14 protein-coding genes are annotated in these 15,812 nt (G+C 71.1%); 6 read left to right on the top strand and 8 right to left on the bottom strand.

The genetic code is table 11. The features are described 5' to 3' along the window. Window positions 1–34 precede the first annotated feature (34 nt). The 3 genes from OHB41_RS32660 to OHB41_RS32650 all read left to right on the top strand — a co-directional run bounded on the left by OHB41_RS32660 (window position 35) and on the right by OHB41_RS32650 (window position 2,161). Entirely contained in the window at window positions 35–655 is a 621-nt protein-coding gene (locus OHB41_RS32660) for a hypothetical protein (protein ID WP_266701822.1), read from the top strand. Between the two features lie 77 nt (window positions 656–732). After that, entirely contained in the window at window positions 733–1,173 is a 441-nt protein-coding gene (locus tag OHB41_RS32655) for a ferritin-like domain-containing protein (RefSeq protein WP_266706306.1), read from the top strand. Window positions 1,174–1,213: 40 nt separating this feature from the next. After that, on the top strand, window positions 1,214–2,161 hold the full coding sequence (locus OHB41_RS32650) for an aminoglycoside phosphotransferase family protein (RefSeq protein WP_266701820.1): 948 nt from the start codon (window positions 1,214–1,216) through the stop codon (window positions 2,159–2,161). Window positions 2,162–2,395: 234 nt separating this feature from the next. Here the strand turns inward: OHB41_RS32650 and OHB41_RS32645 are convergent, their stop codons facing one another. From OHB41_RS32645 to dxr, 6 genes are all read right to left on the bottom strand, one after another. Continuing rightward, complete coding sequence (locus OHB41_RS32645) at window positions 2,396–4,087, bottom strand: proline--tRNA ligase (protein WP_266701818.1); 1,692 nt, start codon at window positions 4,085–4,087, stop codon at window positions 2,396–2,398. Between the two features lie 92 nt (window positions 4,088–4,179). After that, complete coding sequence (locus OHB41_RS32640; RefSeq protein WP_266701816.1) at window positions 4,180–4,749, bottom strand: GNAT family N-acetyltransferase; 570 nt, start codon at window positions 4,747–4,749, stop codon at window positions 4,180–4,182. A gap of 79 nt (window positions 4,750–4,828) precedes the next feature. Continuing rightward, window positions 4,829–5,677 (bottom strand): GNAT family N-acetyltransferase, encoded by an 849-nt coding sequence (locus OHB41_RS32635; RefSeq protein ID WP_266701814.1) that lies wholly within the window; start codon window positions 5,675–5,677, stop codon window positions 4,829–4,831. Between the two features lie 333 nt (window positions 5,678–6,010). Next, window positions 6,011–7,168 carry a flavodoxin-dependent (E)-4-hydroxy-3-methylbut-2-enyl-diphosphate synthase gene (gene ispG / locus OHB41_RS32630; protein WP_266701812.1) on the bottom strand — a complete coding sequence of 386 codons (1,158 nt, stop codon included), beginning with the start codon at window positions 7,166–7,168 and terminating at the stop codon, window positions 6,011–6,013. Between the two features lie 163 nt (window positions 7,169–7,331). Then, window positions 7,332–8,636: a M50 family metallopeptidase gene (locus OHB41_RS32625; RefSeq protein ID WP_266701810.1), complete on the bottom strand. Its 1,305-nt coding sequence runs from the start codon at window positions 8,634–8,636 to the stop codon at window positions 7,332–7,334. Next, the gene (gene dxr / locus OHB41_RS32620; RefSeq protein WP_266701808.1) at window positions 8,633–9,889 is read right to left on the bottom strand and encodes a 1-deoxy-D-xylulose-5-phosphate reductoisomerase; all 1,257 of its coding nucleotides are present in this window, start codon (window positions 9,887–9,889) and stop codon (window positions 8,633–8,635) included. The genes OHB41_RS32625 and dxr overlap by 4 nt, the downstream gene beginning before the upstream one ends. Window positions 9,890–10,079: 190 nt before the next feature. Between dxr and OHB41_RS32615 the strand changes: the two genes are divergently transcribed. Further along, window positions 10,080–10,532 carry a lamin tail domain-containing protein gene (locus tag OHB41_RS32615; protein ID WP_266701806.1) on the top strand — a complete coding sequence of 151 codons (453 nt, stop codon included), beginning with the start codon at window positions 10,080–10,082 and terminating at the stop codon, window positions 10,530–10,532. A gap of 116 nt (window positions 10,533–10,648) precedes the next feature. Here OHB41_RS32615 and OHB41_RS32610 read toward each other — a convergent pair whose 3' ends face one another. Continuing rightward, window positions 10,649–12,589 carry an acyl-CoA dehydrogenase family protein gene (locus OHB41_RS32610; protein ID WP_451289560.1) on the bottom strand — a complete coding sequence of 647 codons (1,941 nt, stop codon included), beginning with the start codon at window positions 12,587–12,589 and terminating at the stop codon, window positions 10,649–10,651. A gap of 499 nt (window positions 12,590–13,088) precedes the next feature. Here OHB41_RS32610 and OHB41_RS32605 point away from each other — a divergent pair, with 499 nt between their 5' ends. Together OHB41_RS32605 and OHB41_RS32600 are read left to right on the top strand one after the other, a co-directional pair. Continuing rightward, window positions 13,089–14,102, top strand: a complete 1,014-nt coding sequence (locus tag OHB41_RS32605) for a LacI family DNA-binding transcriptional regulator (protein ID WP_266701797.1) — start codon at window positions 13,089–13,091, stop codon at window positions 14,100–14,102. Window positions 14,103–14,190: 88 nt separating this feature from the next. Next, window positions 14,191–14,655, top strand: a complete 465-nt coding sequence (locus tag OHB41_RS32600; RefSeq protein ID WP_266701795.1) for a hypothetical protein — start codon at window positions 14,191–14,193, stop codon at window positions 14,653–14,655. 72 nt (window positions 14,656–14,727) lie between these two features. Here the strand turns inward: OHB41_RS32600 and OHB41_RS32595 are convergent, their stop codons facing one another. Next, window positions 14,728–15,207, bottom strand: a complete 480-nt coding sequence (locus tag OHB41_RS32595; protein ID WP_266701793.1) for a YflT domain-containing protein — start codon at window positions 15,205–15,207, stop codon at window positions 14,728–14,730. Window positions 15,208–15,812 lie beyond the last annotated feature (605 nt).

Below are 15,812 nucleotides of genomic sequence, written 5' to 3'. Positions count from 1 at the left end.
TCCCGTTCGTACGAGCCTTCCGAGGACGTCTGCCGTGTCGTTCACCCCGCCGTCCCGCACCGGGTCGGGTCCGCGCCGAAGGAGCCTGCTCACGTCGGCCGCGGGCGCCGCCGTGCTCGCGGGCTGTTCCGCTCCCGAGTCGCCGTCCTCCGGTACCGCGGCCCGGAGTCCCTCGGCCGCCGACGCCGCACGCGCGCGTGCCGCCCGCGACAGCGAGACGCTCGCGGCGCGCTACGCCGCCGTGATCGCCGCCCATCCGCCGCTGGCGAAGCGGCTGGACCCGCTGCGGAACGAGGTCGTACGGCACGCGCGGGCGTTCGGCGGCACCGGGAGCCGGCCCTCGGCCTCACCGTCCGCCTCCGCTTCCGCGTCCCCCTCGGACTCCGCTTCCGCGTCCCCTTCGGACTCTGCTTCCGCCGCCTCCTCGGGCTCGCTTTCCGCCGTCTCCTCGGCTTCGGGTTCCGCGAGTGCCTCGCCCGCCGTGCCGGCCCGAGAGAAGGACGCCCTCGCCGACCTCGCGGCGGCCGAACTCGCCCTGGTGGACCGGCGCACGAGAGCCCTGCTGGACGTGCCGGGAGAGTTGGCCAGACTGCTGGCCTCGGTGGCGGCCGCCGGCGCGGCCCACGCGTACGTGCTGACGGAGGAGAAGAAGTGAGCTCGACGGGCGGGACGGAACAGGCCGGGGAGACCCGGGAAGCCGGGAAGGCCGGGCAGAAGGCCGGGACGGCGGAGCTGACGGCCCTGCAGGCCGCGCTGGCCGCCGAGCACGCCGTGGTGTACGGGTACGGAGTCGTCGGCGGCAGGATCGGTGAGTCCCGCCGGGGCGAGGCCCGCGCCGCCTACGACGCGCACCGTGCCCGTCGCGACGAACTGGCGCGCACCATAAGGGACCTGGGGGGACAGCCGGCGCCCGCGGCGGCGGCGTACGCGCTGCCCTTCGCCGTCAAGGACTCCGGCACGGCCGTACGGTTCGCCGCCGAGCTGGAGGAACGTGTGGCCGGGAGCTACTCCGACCTGGTGCGCGCCTCCTCGGGCGACCGGCGGCGCTCGGCGGCCGAGGCGCTGCGGGAGGCGGCGGTGCGGGGAGTGCGCTGGCGCGGGGAGAGCGTAGCCTTCCCTGGTCTCGCCGAGCGGACGGCCGCCTCGTTCGCGGCGGCGCCCTCGCACACCTGACGCGACTCTCGGAAGGAACCCCTCCCGCATGGACTCCCGCATGGCTTTCGAACCGCCGCAGCGCCTGGTGCGGGCGCTCGGCGAGGCGCAGCGGGGCGGGTCCGACGGGACCAAGGGGGCCGATGAGTCGGGCAAGTGGCTCGACGAGCTGGCCGAGGTGGTTCAACAGGCTGTCGGTCTACGCGAGTTGACCGTGGAGCGGGTGCAGGCGCCCGGCGGACGCAGCAGTCTGGTCGTGCTGGTGCGGCAGGCCGACGGGACACCCGCGGTACTGAAGCTGGCTCCGGAGCGGGCGCGTCCGGAGAGCGAGCGGGCCGCGCTCGCCCACTGGGGCGGCCGGGGCGCTGTGCAGCTCCTGCCTCCCCGCGGTGTGGCGGGCGACGTCCACGGAGTGCTGCTGCTGGAGCGGTTGCGGCCCGATCTGTCCGTGCGTTCGCTGCCGGAGGCGAAGGCGTTGCTGGAGGCGGCCGGTACGCTGCGGCGGCTGTGGGTCGACCCGCCCGCCGCTCAGGTGCACGCCTTCGAGACGGTGGCCGAGCGGACCGGGCGGCAGGCCGAGGCGATGCGGGCCGCGGCGGACACCGATGCCGAGGTCGTGGAGCTGGTCGACGCGGCGCTCGCGGCGCGCGAGGAACTGATCGCCGGCCCGCCCGAGGAGCGACTGCTGCACGGCACGTTCCGGCAGAGCAAGGTGCTCGCCGGTGAGCGCATGCCCTGGCTGGCCGTGGGCCCGGACCCGGTGATCGGTGAGTGCGCCTTCGATCTGGCCCGGCTGGTCCGTGACCGGGTGGAGGACCTGATCGCCTCGCCCTCGGGTGCCTCGATCACCCGACGGCGGGTGAAGCGGCTCGCCGAGTCGCTGGAGGTGGACCAGGAGCGGCTGCGCGGCTGGACCCTGTTCCGGGCGGTCGAGTCCGGCGTGCGGGCGCAGCGGGTGGGGCGTACGCAGGACGCCGAACTGCTGCTGGAGTTCGCCGGCTGGCTCTGAGCCGGCGAGGCCCGGCGCCCTTTCCTGGCCCGGATGGAGCGGTGTGACGGCGTCCTACGGCCGACGAGCGGCCGGAGTGAGGCGTGCCGGGCACCGGTGACGCCGCGAAGCGCATTCCGCGAAGCACGTTCCGGGAGGCGTCTTCCGGGGCGGACGTCCGGCCACCGGCCGGGATGTCGTACCCCGGCCGGGCCGTCCTGCCTACTTGCCTGCCTACCTGCCTGCCTGCCTCGGTCAGGCCGTCAGTCGGGCGATCGCCTCGTCGACGGTCAGTTCCTCGCGCTCGCCGGTGCGGCGGTCCTTGAGCTCCAGGACGCCCTCGGCCGAGCGGCGACCGGCGACCAGGATCTGCGGTACGCCGATGAGCTCGGCGTCGGTGAACTTCACGCCCGGGGAGACACCGGCGCGGTCGTCCACCAGGACCCGCACGCCCGCGGCGCCCAGCTTCTCGGAGACGTCGAGGGCCAGCTCGGTCTGCAGCGCCTTGCCCGCGGCGACGACATGGACGTCGGCGGGGGCGATCTCCTTGGGCCAGCACAGACCCTGCTCGTCCGCCGACTGCTCGGCGAGCGCCGCCACCGCGCGCGAGACACCGATGCCGTAGGAGCCCATGGTCACGCGGACCGGCTTGCCCTGCTGGCCGAGGACGTCGAGCTGGAAGGTGTCGGCGTACTTGCGGCCGAGCTGGAAGATGTGGCCGATCTCGATGGCGCGGTCCAGCTTGAGGTCGGCGCCGCAGGACGGGCAGGGGTCGCCCTCCTCGACGACGACGACGTCGAGGTAGTCGTCGACCTCGAAGTCACGGCCCGCGACGACGTTCTTCGCGTGCGTGTCGGCCTTGTTGGCGCCCGTGACCCAGGCCGTGCCCGGCGCCACCCGCGGGTCGGCGATGTACCGGACCTTCTCCAGACCCTGCGGGCCCACGTAACCCCGTACGAGGTCGTCGCGGCCCTCGAAGTCCTCGGCCGTCACCAGTTCCACGACGGCGGGCGCGAGGTGCTCGCCCAGCTTGCCGAGGTCGACCTCGCGGTCGCCCGGGACGCCGACGGCGACGATCTCGCCGTCGACCTTGACCAGCAGGTTCTTGAGGGTGGCGGAGGCCGGGACACCGAGGTGCCGGGCGAGCGTCTCGATGGTCGGGGTGTCGGGGGTGTCCAGCTCCTCGACCGGGCCGTGCTCCTCGGAGACGGGCGTGAGCTTGAAGGTCACGGCCTCCGTGTTGGCGGCGTAGTCGCAGGCCGGGCAGTCCACGAAGGTGTCCTCGCCGGCCGCGGCGGGGGCGAGGAACTCCTCGGAGGCGGAGCCGCCCATGGCGCCCGAGACCGCTGACACGATGCGGTAGTCGAGGCCCAGCCGGGCGAAGATCTTCTGGTACGCGGCGCGGTGCAGCGCGTAGGACTCGGCGAGGCCCTCGTCCGTGGTGTCGAAGGAGTACGAGTCCTTCATCTGGAACTCGCGGCCGCGCAGCACGCCGGAGCGCGGGCGGGCCTCGTCGCGGTACTTGGTCTGGATCTGGTACAGCATGACCGGCAGGTCCTTGTACGACGCGACCTGGTCCTTCACCACCAGGGTGAAGATCTCCTCGTGGGTGGGGCCGAGCAGGTACTCGCCGCCCTTGCGGTCCTTGAGGCGGAACAGCAGGTCGCCGTACTCCTCCCAGCGGGCCGAGGCCTCGTAGGGCTCCTTGGGGAGGAGGGCCGGCAGCAGGACCTCCTGGGCGCCGATGGCGTCCATCTCCTCGCGGACGACCCGGGAGATGTTGTCGAGAACCTTCTTGCCGAGCGGCAGCCAGGTCCAGATGCCCGCGGAGTTGCGGCGCACGTAGCCGGCGCGGACCAGCAGCTTGTGACTGAGCGTCTCGGCGTCCGCCGGGTCGTCACGCAGTGTCTTGACCATCAAACGGGACATGCGCTGGACCTGGGCCATGGTTCTCGACTCCTGCTGCGTAAGGGTGATGGCAAGGAGGTTAGCCGGGGGGCCGCCGTCCCCGGAAATCCGTTTCGCCCCGGGGCCGCCCGTCAGGGGCGCCGCAGCGGCAGTGGCGCGCCCATCACGGCGTACGGTTTCGGCGCGCTCGGGAAGAGGACCTGCCGGGCCAGGTCCTCGTAGCCCAGCGAGTGGTACAGGCCGCGGGCGGGACTGTCCGTGTCGATGGCCGAGAGGATCGAGCGGGGTTGGGCCGCGCTGTCCGTGATGCCGGTGATCAGGGCGCGGCCCGAGCCGCGGTTCTGGTAACGCGGGTGGACGTGCAGCTCGGTGATCACGAAGGAGTCGTCGAGCCAGGAGTCGTTGCCCCGCGCGCGCAGGTAGGGCTCGACGACGGTGGACCACCAGTGCCCACGGTCGTTGGGCATGCCGTAGACGAATCCGACGAGCCGTCCGTCGGCGGTGGTGGCCCCGAGGGCGCGGGCTCCCGGACTGGTGAGGTGGCGCAGCACGATCTGCCGGCGGACGGCGATCTCGTCGGCGCCCAGTCCGAAGGCGAGTGCCTGGACGGCGAGCGCCTCGTCGACGCGCGCGGCGAGATCCAGCGGGCCGATGACCACGTCGTCGGGGGTGCGGGGCCCCTGACCGGGAAAGCGCAGCATGCCGGGGAGACTACAGGGCACGTACGGGGCTCAGAGCGGCTCCTCGGGGCGGTGGCGGCGGGGGTGGCCCGCGGCGTGGCTAGAACAGGACGCTCATGAACGCCCCGATCTCCTGGAAGCCCACGCGTCGGTAGGTCGCCCGGGCGGCCGTGTTGAAGTCGTTGACGTAGAGGCTGACGAGGGGGGCGACGTCCGCGAGGGCGTAGCGCAGGACGGCCGCCATGCCGGGGGCCGCGAGTCCCTGGCCCCGGTACTCGGGGGCGACCCAGACGCCCTGGATCTGGCAGGCCTGGGGGGTGGCGGCGCCGATCTCGGCCTTGAAGACGACCTTGCCGTTCTGGTCGAGGCGGGCGAACGAGCGTCCGGTGCCGACGAGTTCGGCCACCCGTGCCTGGTAGAGCAGGCCGCCGTCACCGGCGAGCGGCGAGACGCCGACCTCCTCGGTGAACATCGCCACGCACGCCGGCATGATCGTCTCCATCTCGTCCTTACGGATACGGCGGAGGTAGGGGTCCGGGGCGATGTCGGCGGGGAGGCGGTCGGTGACCATCAGGGGCTGGTGGGCGCGGACCTCGCGGGCGGGGCCCCAACTCGGTTCGAGCAGCCGCCACAACTGGGCGGTGGCCTCGGCGGGACCGACGATCGAGGAGCAGCGGCGGCCGGCCCGGCGGGCGCGGTCGGCGAAGCCGCGGACGGCTCGGGGGGTGGCACAGATCGGAACCAGGTTGGCGCCGGCGTAGCAGAGGGACTGCAGCATGCCGTCCTCGTACCAGCCCCACATCTCGCCGCCGAGCCGCCAGGGGTCGAGGCCGGCGATCTGCACCCGGGACGCGACGAAGGCGTTGACGACCGGCTCACGGTTGAGCACGGCGAGTGCGGCGTCCAGGTCACTCGGTTCGAGGACCCTGGTGGTGGTCTGGGTCAACACGTACGGGGGCCTCACCCTGGGGTCTGCTGATCTCCGCACTGTACCTGGCGAGGTTATGGGGCGCCGCCCCTTGTGCGGGGTGGGCGTTCTCGGGTGCGGGTGGGTGGGGGCTCGGTGCGCAGTTCCCCGCGCCCCTGACCCCAGGGGCTGCGCCCCGGGAACACCGGCCGCCCGAACGCGATCGGCCACCGGTGCGCGGGAGCTGAGCGCGCAGTTCCCCGCGCCCCCTTAAAGCGGGGTCGGGTGCGTAGTTCCCCGTGCCGGGGCGTGCGTCTTCGGTCCGTCGGTGTTCGAGGGGAGGTCCGGGGGCCGGAGCCCCGGGGATGACGGGGGTCAGCCCGCCACGGCCACCGAAGGCTCGCCGGAGGCGACCCCGTCGGCCTCCATCTGCTCGGCGAGCTTCATCGCTTCCTCGATGAGGGTCTCGACGATCTTCGACTCGGGCACGGTCTTGATGACCTCGCCCTTGACGAAGATCTGCCCCTTGCCGTTGCCGGAGGCGACGCCGAGGTCGGCCTCGCGGGCCTCGCCCGGTCCGTTCACCACGCAGCCCATGACGGCGACGCGCAGGGGGACCTCCATGCCGGTGAGGCCGGCGGTGACTTCCTCGGCCAGCTTGTAGACGTCGACCTGGGCGCGGCCGCAGGACGGGCAGGAGACGATCTCCAGACCGCGCTGCTTGAGGTTGAGGGACTCCAGGATCTGGAGGCCGACCTTGATCTCCTCGACGGGCGGGGCCGAGAGGGAGACGCGGATCGTGTCGCCGATGCCCTCGGACAGCAGCGCGCCGAAGGCGACCGCCGACTTGATCGTGCCCTGGAAGGCGGGGCCCGCCTCCGTCACACCCAGGTGGAGGGGGTAGTCGCAGGCGGCGGCCAGCTGCCGGTAGGCGTTGACCATGACGACCGGGTCGTTGTGCTTGACCGAGATCTTGATGTCCCGGAAGTCGTGCTCCTCGAAGAGGGACGCCTCCCACAGCGCCGACTCGACGAGCGCCTCCGGCGTCGCCTTGCCGTACTTCTGGAGCAGGCGCCGGTCGAGCGAGCCGGCGTTGACGCCGATCCGGATCGGGGTGCCGGTGTCCTTCGCGGCCCGGGCGATCTCCTTGACCTGGTCGTCGAACTGCTTGATGTTGCCGGGGTTGACGCGCACCGCGGCACAGCCCGCGTCGATCGCGGCGAAGACGTACTTCGGCTGGAAGTGGATGTCCGCGATCACCGGGATCTGCGACTTGCGGGCGATCGTCGCGAGGGCGTCCGCGTCGTCCTGGGTCGGGCAGGCGACCCGGACGATCTGGCAGCCGGACGCCGTCAGCTCGGCGATCTGCTGCAGCGTGGCGCCGATGTCCGACGTACGCGTGGTCGTCATCGACTGCACCGAGACGGGTGCGTCTCCACCCACGGCCACGGTTCCGACCTGGATCTGCCGGCTCTTCCGGCGCTCGGCGAGCTTGGTCGGAACGGACGGCATGCCGAGAGAAATCGCAGTCATCTGCTGTGCAACCCCAAGTTGTGGATCAAGGTCCCGGAATCGTGGGCTCCAGGATCCGAGATTACGGCACCGGCGCACGCGCGAGCACATCACGCCCCTAAACCCACCCAACGGATGGTGGCCGGGCACCCCAGGGTGCCCGGCCACCGTGAACGGCGCCCTACTAGGAGATTTTGACCGGGTTGACCACGTCCGCGATCAAGACGAGAAGGGTGAAGCAGACGAAGATCCCGGCCACCACGTAGGCCACCGGCATCAGCTTCGCGACGTCGAACGGACCCGGGTCGGGCCGCTTGAGCACCTTCGCCGCGTTCCGCCGCAGCGACTCCCACAGCGCGCCCGCGATGTGCCCGCCGTCGAGCGGGAGCAGCGGGAGCATGTTGAACAGGAAGAGGGACAGGTTGAAGCCCGCGACCAGCAGCAGCATCATCGCGACCTGCTGGGACGCCGGGATGTCGAGGGTGAAGACGTCCCCGCCGATGCGCGCCGCGCCGACCACCCCCATCGGGGAGTCCGCCTTGCGCGGCCCGTCGCCGAAGGCCGCGTTCCACAGGTCGGGGATCTTGCCGGGCAGCGAGACCAGCGACTCGACGCCGTTCTGCATCATGTCGCCCATGCGGTCCACGGACTGTCCGAACGACTGCTGGACGATGCCGGAGGCGGGGGTGAAGCCGAGGAAGCCGGCGTACACGTACTTGCCCTCGACGTAGCCGCCGTTGCCGTCCGTCTTGCTGACCTGGTTCTTGATCAGGTGGGTCTTGAGGTCGAGCCGCTGTCCCTTGCGTTCGACCGTGATGGTGACGTCCTTGCCGGGGTTGGAGCGGATGTCGGACTGCAGGACCGACCAGTCGCCGACCGCCCTGCCGTCGAACGCGACGATCTTGTCGCCGCCCCTGAGACCGGCGGCCTTGGCCGGCGCCGCCTGATCGCTCGCCGCGCACTTCGAGCGGTTCTCGCTCTGCTGGATGACGCAGTCCGAGACCTTGCCGACCGTGGTGGTCTGGGTCTGCACGCCGAACGTCATCATCACGCCGAGGAAGATCGCGACGGCCAGGACGAGGTTCATGAACGGGCCCGCGAACATCACGATCACGCGCTTCCACGGCTTGCGCGTGTAGAAGAGGCGGGTCTCGTCACCGGGCTTGAGCTCTTCGAAGGCGGCGGACCTGGCGTCCTCGATCATGCCCCGGAAGGGCGAGGTCGAGCGTGCCTCGATCCGGCCGTCGGGACCCGGCGGGAACATCCCGATCATGCGGATGTAGCCGCCGAGCGGGACCGCCTTCACCCCGTACTCGGTGTCGCCCTTCTTCCGGGACCAGATGGTCGGCCCGAAGCCGACCATGTACTGCGGCACACGGATGCCGAAGAGCTTGGCCGTCGACAGATGTCCCAGCTCGTGCCAGGCGATCGAGATGAGCAGGCCGACCACGAAGACGACTATGCCGAGGATCATCATCAGGGTCGTCATGCACGAGCCTCCGCGGTTGTCGTCTGTGCCGTCAGTTCACGGGCCCGGGCACGCGCCCAGGTCTCCGCTTCGAGGACGTCCGCCACCGTCAGGGAAGTTCCCGATCGGGGTGTTCCGTGTTCCTCGACCACCCGTGTGACGGTCTCCACGATCCCATTGAACGGCAGTGCGCCGTTCAGGAACGCGTCGACGCACTCCTCGTTGGCGGCATTGAACACCGCCGGGGCCGTGCCCGCGAGCCGGCCCACGTGCCGGGCGAGTCCGACCGAGGGGAACGCCTCGTTGTCGAGCGGGAAGAACTCCCAGCTCGACGCCTTGGTCCAGTCGCAGGCCGGGGCCGCGTCGGGGACGCGCTCCGGCCAGCCGAGGCCGATGGCGATGGGCCCCCGCATGTCGGGGGGCGTCGCCTGCGCCAGTGTCGATCCGTCCGTGTACTCAACCATCGAGTGGACATACGACTGCGGGTGCACGACCACCTCAATGCGATCGAAGGGAATGTCGTAGAGGAGGTGCGCCTCGATGACTTCCAGTCCCTTGTTGACCAGGGTCGCGGAGTTGATCGTGATGACCGGTCCCATGGCCCAGGTGGGGTGGGCCAGGGCGTCGGCCGGTGTGACGTGCGCCAGCTCCGCCTTGGTACGGCCCCGGAATGGTCCCCCGGAGGCGGTCACGACGAGTTTGCGGACTTCCGCGCGTGTGCCGGCCGCCAGGGCCTGGAACAGGGCCGCGTGCTCGGAGTCGACGGGAATGATCTGTCCCGGCTTGGCCAGCGCCTTCACCAGCGGGCCGCCGACGATGAGCGACTCCTTGTTGGCGAGCGCGAGGGTGCGGCCCGCCTCCAGGGCGGCGAGGGTCGGGGCGAGACCGATGGAGCCGGTGATGCCGTTGAGGACGGTGTGACCGTCGGATCCGGCGAGCAGGGTGGCGGCGTCGGCTCCCGCGAGGATCTCGGGGAGCGGCTCACCGGCGCCGTACTGGGCGGCCAGTGCCTCTCGCAGCGCGGGGACGACGTCCTCGCGTGCGACCGCGACCGTGCGCACCCGCAGTCGGTGGGCCTGCTCGGCGAGCAGTCCGACCCTGCCGCCTGCGGCGGAGAGCCCGGTGACGCGGAAGCGGTCGGGGTTGCGCAGCACGAGGTCGATGGCCTGGGTCCCGATCGACCCGGTGGAGCCGAGGATCACGACATCCCGGACTCCGTCCACGGGGTCGAAGACAAGATGCGGATCAGCGAGGGGGGCTGGACTGTCGCTCATCCCCCCATTGTGGCCGCAACGCGGACCGCGCAGGACAGGGCTCCCCTCTTCCGCTCCGGCCCCGTTGACACCCCGGCGTACCCGAGGACACGAAATCACCCTTTGTGAATCTCACGTGAAGATCACGTGATAACACTTCACTACTGGCCGGTGGACGACCGGCCGGGGGACGACACCCTGGGGGGTTCTCATGCGGATTCGCGCTGCCCTGCCCGCACTCGCGGGCGCCGTGGCACTGACGGGCACGTTTCTTCTCAGCACTCCGGCGCAGGCCGCCGGCGGTGTGACCATCCAGCACGTCTGGTTCGACAGCCCGGGCTCCGACAACCGCTCCAACGCGAGCCTCAACGGCGAGTGGGTGCAGCTCAAGAACACCGGTTCCGCGGCGGTCCCGCTCAAGGGCTGGGTCCTGAAGGACGTGTCGAACCACAGGTACACCTTCCCCAACGTGAAAATCGGGGCGGGCAAGACCATGAAGGTGCACACCGGAAGCGGTACGGACACCGCGGCGGACAAGTTCCAACGCCGGCGCGCGTACGTCTGGAACAACACCAGTGACACCGCCACGCTCACGAAGGCGAGCGGCTCCAAGGTCGACTCGTGCTCGTGGACGACGCGGGATCCCAGCGACAAGTACTGCTGATCCCCGGGCAGGCCGCCGCCCGCCCCGGCCGGAACGGACGGCGGCCCGGCATCGAGAGGGCGGTGACCGACGCGCCTGAGGGCGTCGGACACCGCCCGTGCCTGCCGGGACCGGGGTCAGCGGATGGGCCGGCGCACGTTCTCCCGCTGAGCGGGACCGGGCGTCGCGTCGGCGATCCACGGGCCGTCGCCGGACGGGTCGACGACTCCCTCCTCCAGCCAGGTGTAGGTGCCCGACATCACGCCCTTGACGACCCTGCGGTCGAGCTCGTCGGTGTTGGTCCACAGACGCCCGAAGAGTTCGTCGACGCGGATGCGGGACTGCCTGCAGAAGGCGTCGGCGAGTTGGTACGCCTCGCGGCCGTGCTCCCCGCTGGTGCGCAGGAGTTCGGCGCGCACACAGGCGGCGCTCATCGCGAAGAGCTCGGCGCCGATGTCGACGATCCGGCCCAGGAAGCCCTGCTTGGTCTCCATCCGTCCCTGCCAGCGGGACATGGCGTAGAAGGTGGAGCGGGCCAGCTTGCGGGCGCTGCGTTCGACGTAGCGCAGGTGCGGCGAGAGGTCGACGCCGTGCTGGAACTCGCCGTACGAGCGCGGGAGCTGACCGGGGCCCGCGACCAGCTTCGGGAGCCACTTGGCGTAGAAGACACCGGCGTTGGCGCCCGCCTTCGCCTTGTCCGAGAGGGACTTCTCGGGGTCGATGAGGTCACCGGCCACCGAGAGATGGGCGTCCACGGCCTCGCGGGCGATCAGCAGGTGCATGATCTCCGTCGAGCCCTCGAAGATGCGGTTGATGCGCAGGTCCCGCAGGATCTGCTCGGCCGGGACCGCCCGTTCACCACGGGCCTTGAGGGACGCGGCGGTCTCGAAGCCGCGGCCACCGCGGATCTGGACCAGTTCGTCGGCCATCAGACAGGCCATCTCGGAGCCGTACAGCTTGGCGAGGGCGGCCTCGATACGGATGTCGTTGCGGTCCTCGTCGGCCATCTGCGAGGACAGGTCGACGACCGCCTCCAGGGCGAACGTAGTCGCCGCGATGAAGGAGATCTTCGCTCCGACCGCCTCGTGGAAGGCGACCGGCTTGCCCCACTGCTCGCGCGCGGCGGACCACTCGCGGGCGATCTTGAGGCACCACTTCCCCGCCCCCACGCACATGGCGGGGAGGGAGAGCCGGCCCGTGTTGAGCGTGGTCAGCGCGATCTTCAGACCCGCGCCCTCGGGACCGATCCGGTTCGCGGCGGGGACGCGCACCTGGTGGAAGCGGGTGACACCGTTCTCCAGGCCGCGCAGGCCCATGAAGGCGTTGCGGTGCTCGACGGTGATCCCGTCGGAACCGGCCTCCACCACGAACGCCGTGATGCCGCCCTTGTGGCCCTCGGACTTCGGCACCCGCGCCATGACGACGAGCAGATCGGCGACGACACCGTTGGTCGTCCAGAGCTTCACGCCGTCGAGGACGTAGTCGTCGCCGTCCGGCACGGCGGTCGTGGCCAGCCGCGCCGGGTCGGAGCCGACGTCCGGTTCGGTGAGCAGGAAGGCCGAGATGTCGGTCCGGGCACAGCGGGGCAGGAAGGTGTCCTTCTGCTCCTTGGTGCCGAAGATCTTCAGCGGCTGGGGTACCCCGATCGACTGATGCGCGGAGAGCAGCGCGCCGATCGCCGGGCTCGCGGAGCCGACCAGGGCGAGGGCCTTGTTGTAGTACACCTGGGTGAGGCCGAGGCCGCCGTACTTGGTGTCGATCTTCATGCCGAGGGCGCCGAGCTCCTTGAGCCCGTCGACGACTTCGTCGGGGATCCGCGCCTCGCGCTCGATACGGGCGGAGTCGATCTTCGTCTCGCAGAAGTCGCGCAACTTGGCGAGGAACTCCTCGCCACGCTGGACCGCCTCGTCGGGCGGCAGGGGGTGCGGGTGGATCAGGTCGAGCCGGAAGCGCCCGAGGAACAGTTCCTTGGCGAAGCTGGGCTTGCGCCAGTCCTGCTCCCGCGCCGCCTCGGCGACCTGACGGGCCTCACGTTCGGTGACTGTGGGCCGGTGGGGTGTTGCGGACAAGAAGCTCACCTCGCCGCGAATAGGGATCACTGGGGGTCTTCGTTACTGACCGGTGCTACTCGATCGTATGTACCTGATTGCGGGCGACCCCACCAGTCCTCGCGCAGCGTTCGGGCCGTCCCCCGATCCTGCGGGGAGCAGTCGACGTACGCCGCGTACGCGGCTTTCCATCCGGTGTCGCCTGACAGGTTCCACATTGCTCCCTCGCGGCCGTCGCCGCCGCACCGGGTGTCACATCACGGGGCCGTTCGGGGGACCGTCCGCGTGAGGCCCCTCGACGGTCACCGTCTCCCCGGCTCTTCGGAGGAGCCCGGTGACGGGAGGTCCGTCCGGGCATCTCGCGACGAGCGCGCACGAGGTCGGTGTCGAAGCGCTTCGACGCCGATGAACGCCGAGGACACCTATGGACACACTCTCTCCACCGGGCTACTGTCGAGCCGCCTCACCCCGCCGCCCCCGTCGGTGCCACGCGCACTGTCGAAGCGCTTCACGCAGCTTGGAGAGCCGGATGGTCACCCTCGCCGAGGTCGCCCAGCACGCCGGAGTCTCGGCGAGCACGGTGAGCTACGTCCTCAGCGGCAAGCGGTCCATCTCGGCGGCGACCCGGCAGCGGGTGGAGCGGAGCATCCAGGAACTCGGCTACCACCCGAACGCGGGCGCCCGGGCCCTGGCGAGCAGCCGGTCCAACATCATCGCGCTGATGGTTCCGCTCCGTACCGACATGTACGTACCCGTGATGATGGAGATCGCCATCGCGGTGGCGACCCACGCCCGCACCTTCGGGTACGACGTGCTGCTGCTCACCGGTGAGGAGGGGCCCGACGCCGTGCGCCGGGTCACCGGCAGCGGGCTCGCCGACGCGATGATCCTGATGGACGTCGAACTCGACGACGAGCGGCTGCCCTTGCTGCGCCGGACGGACCAGCCGTCCGTGCTGATCGGCCTGCCCGCCGACACCTCCGGACTGACCTGCGTCGATCTCGACTTCGGGGCGACGGGCGCGCTGTGCGCCGAGCACCTGGCCGTGCTGGGCCACCGGGACATCGCCGTCATCGGCGAGGCGCCCGCCGTCTACGAACGGCACACGGGCTTCGCCGAGCGCACGCTCGACGGACTCCGGTCCCGTTCCCGCGAGTTGGGACTGCGTGTGCTGCACCGCCCCTGCGAGGGCGGCTTCGACGCGATGTCCCTGACGCTGGCCCGGGTCTTCGACGAGCGCCCCGGCACCACGGGCTTCGTCGTGCAGAACGAGTCCGCGGTCGAGCCGCTGCTCGCCCTGCTGCGCCGGCAGCGCCGGGCCGTCCCCGAGGACGTGTCGGTGATAGCGATCTGTCCGGACCAGGTCGCCACGCAGGCCTCGGTGCGGCTGACGTCGGTCGCCATCCCCGCGCAGGAGATGGGCCGGCACGCCGTCGAGCAGGTGATCGCCAAGCTGGAGGGGCGTGGCAACGGCGAAGTCGCGCTCATCGCACCCGAGTTGACGATCCGCGCGAGCACGGGGCCGGCCCCGGCGGGCGCCTGACGGTCGCGGACGGCACGTGACGCTTCCGTTGCCCGGAACTGTGGCCTCCACCACAGCGGGGCAGGTCCTGTCCTGCTGAAGTCGGCGGATGGTTCTTGTGCTCCTGTTGCTGCTTCCCGGCGGGCTGGGCGCCTGCGTCGCCCTCGCCGGGTACGGCTTCGGGAGGCTCGGACGCGCGGGCGCGGGGCGGCTGCGCGGGCCGGCCGCCCTCGTGGGTGCCGCCGCGGTCGCCGTGTATGTGTGGGGCCTGCTCCATGTCGCCGGAGCGGTCCTGGCGGCGGAGGACGGCGGCACCGACTCGGCGCCGATCCGGCCGTGCCGTACGCCCGGATGGCAGGAGTGGGCGCGGGACCCCGGCATCACCGGTTACACGGTGAGCTATCTGCCCGTACGGTTCGTCTGCGAGACGGGGGACGGCGGGCGGTACGCCACCGGCCACGTCCCCCGGTACGTCAACCCGGCCTTCTTCTGCCTCGCGGCGGCCGCCGTGGCGACGGCGGGCGCCGCTGCCCTCGACACCGGGCGCCGGGCCAGGAGGAGCACGGCCGTGTGACGCGCGGCGGCCGAACGGCCGTCCCATGCGGCCTTCCTGGGTTTCCCGGGCGTCCCTGGCATCGCGGCCTTCTCAGCCTTCGCGCCAGCCGAGTTTGACGAGGAGGTTCTTCGCCTCCTCCGCGACCTCCGCCTGGGCGACCACGTCGTAGCGGGCCGCGACGATCTGGCTCCGGGACGCGAAGTCGCGGCGGCCTCCGGTGAACGCGTGACCGACGAAGCCGAAGAGCGCGCCGAAGATGGCGCCGTAGAACAGGCCGCTGATCATCAGCACCAGGACGTGATGGTTGCCCGCGGCGAACAGCGACAGGAGCAGGCCGACGAGCAGCCCGAACCAGGCACCCGAGCCCGCGCCGGCCAGGGCGGCCCGGCCGCGGGTGAGCCTGCCGAGCACCGTCTCCACCATCCGCAGGTCGGAGCCGATGATCGCGGTGTGCTCCACCGGGAACTTGCTGTCGGAGAGGAAGTCGACCGCACGCTGCGCGCCCTCGTAGGTCGGGTACGAGCCGACCACCGGCCGGTCGAGCGGCGACGTGGGCGGTTGCTGGGTCATCGCGGGGTTCCTTTCCTCACCGTCCCCCTCCCTGTCGAACAGCCTGCTGCGGGGCGGTGACCCCCGCAACGCAGAACGGGCCGGGCGGGCGGAAGCGCCGCCGCGGAGCGGCCCGAGCGACCCGAGCGACCGGAGTGGCCCGAGCGGCCCGAGCGGCCGGACGCGGTCGCCTCTTGCCGCGCGGGAGGTCGACCGATGTCGGATGTCGCTCTCCCGGGAGGCTGAGCTCACTCGTCCGAGGCCTCCATGCTCCGGTTCCAGTTCCCGAGCCATGCGCGTACCTGGTCACAGGTGGTGTCCAGGTCCGCTGCGGCCGAGTACACGGCGGGGACCTGATCGGGGCCGTCGACGGCCAGCAGGCGTGCTCGCAGAGCCGCCTGAACGTCTACCTCATCGTGACCATGGTGAAAGACGGCTGCCGACCCGAGAAGGACGCAACAGGACATTCGATTACCAGACCGGCGACCTCGGATACGTCCGTTCGCCGTGGGTCACTACATCGAGAACACCGGCGACACAGCACTGAAGCTGCTCGAAATGTTCCCGGCGCCCCCGCTTCGAGGACGTCAGCCTCGCCCAGTGGATGGCCCTGACCCCCGCCGAAG

Origin of the sequence: Streptomyces sp. NBC_01571, assembly GCF_026339875.1 — a bacterium.
GTDB lineage: Bacteria > Actinomycetota > Actinomycetes > Streptomycetales > Streptomycetaceae > Streptomyces.
The sequence above is the reverse complement of the archived record's forward strand: the minus strand, read 5'-3'. Positions and strand labels throughout refer to the sequence as shown.

Excerpts from the sequence above, each read along its gene's own strand:
- OHB41_RS32650 (WP_266701820.1), top strand. The coding sequence starts at position 1,214 with ATGGCTTTCGAACCGCCGCAGCGCCTGGTGCGGGCGCTCGGCGAGGCG.
- OHB41_RS32645 (WP_266701818.1), bottom strand. The coding sequence starts at position 4,087 with ATGGCCCAGGTCCAGCGCATGTCCCGTTTGATGGTCAAGACACTGCGT.
- OHB41_RS32640 (WP_266701816.1), bottom strand. The coding sequence starts at position 4,749 with ATGCTGCGCTTTCCCGGTCAGGGGCCCCGCACCCCCGACGACGTGGTC.
- ispG (WP_266701812.1), bottom strand. The coding sequence starts at position 7,168 with ATGACTGCGATTTCTCTCGGCATGCCGTCCGTTCCGACCAAGCTCGCC.
- OHB41_RS32625 (WP_266701810.1), bottom strand. The coding sequence starts at position 8,636 with ATGACGACCCTGATGATGATCCTCGGCATAGTCGTCTTCGTGGTCGGC.
- dxr (WP_266701808.1), bottom strand. The coding sequence starts at position 9,889 with ATGAGCGACAGTCCAGCCCCCCTCGCTGATCCGCATCTTGTCTTCGAC.
- OHB41_RS32615 (WP_266701806.1), top strand. The coding sequence starts at position 10,080 with ATGCGGATTCGCGCTGCCCTGCCCGCACTCGCGGGCGCCGTGGCACTG.
- OHB41_RS32605 (WP_266701797.1), top strand. The coding sequence starts at position 13,089 with ATGGTCACCCTCGCCGAGGTCGCCCAGCACGCCGGAGTCTCGGCGAGC.
- OHB41_RS32600 (WP_266701795.1), top strand. The coding sequence starts at position 14,191 with ATGGTTCTTGTGCTCCTGTTGCTGCTTCCCGGCGGGCTGGGCGCCTGC.
- OHB41_RS32595 (WP_266701793.1), bottom strand. The coding sequence starts at position 15,207 with ATGACCCAGCAACCGCCCACGTCGCCGCTCGACCGGCCGGTGGTCGGC.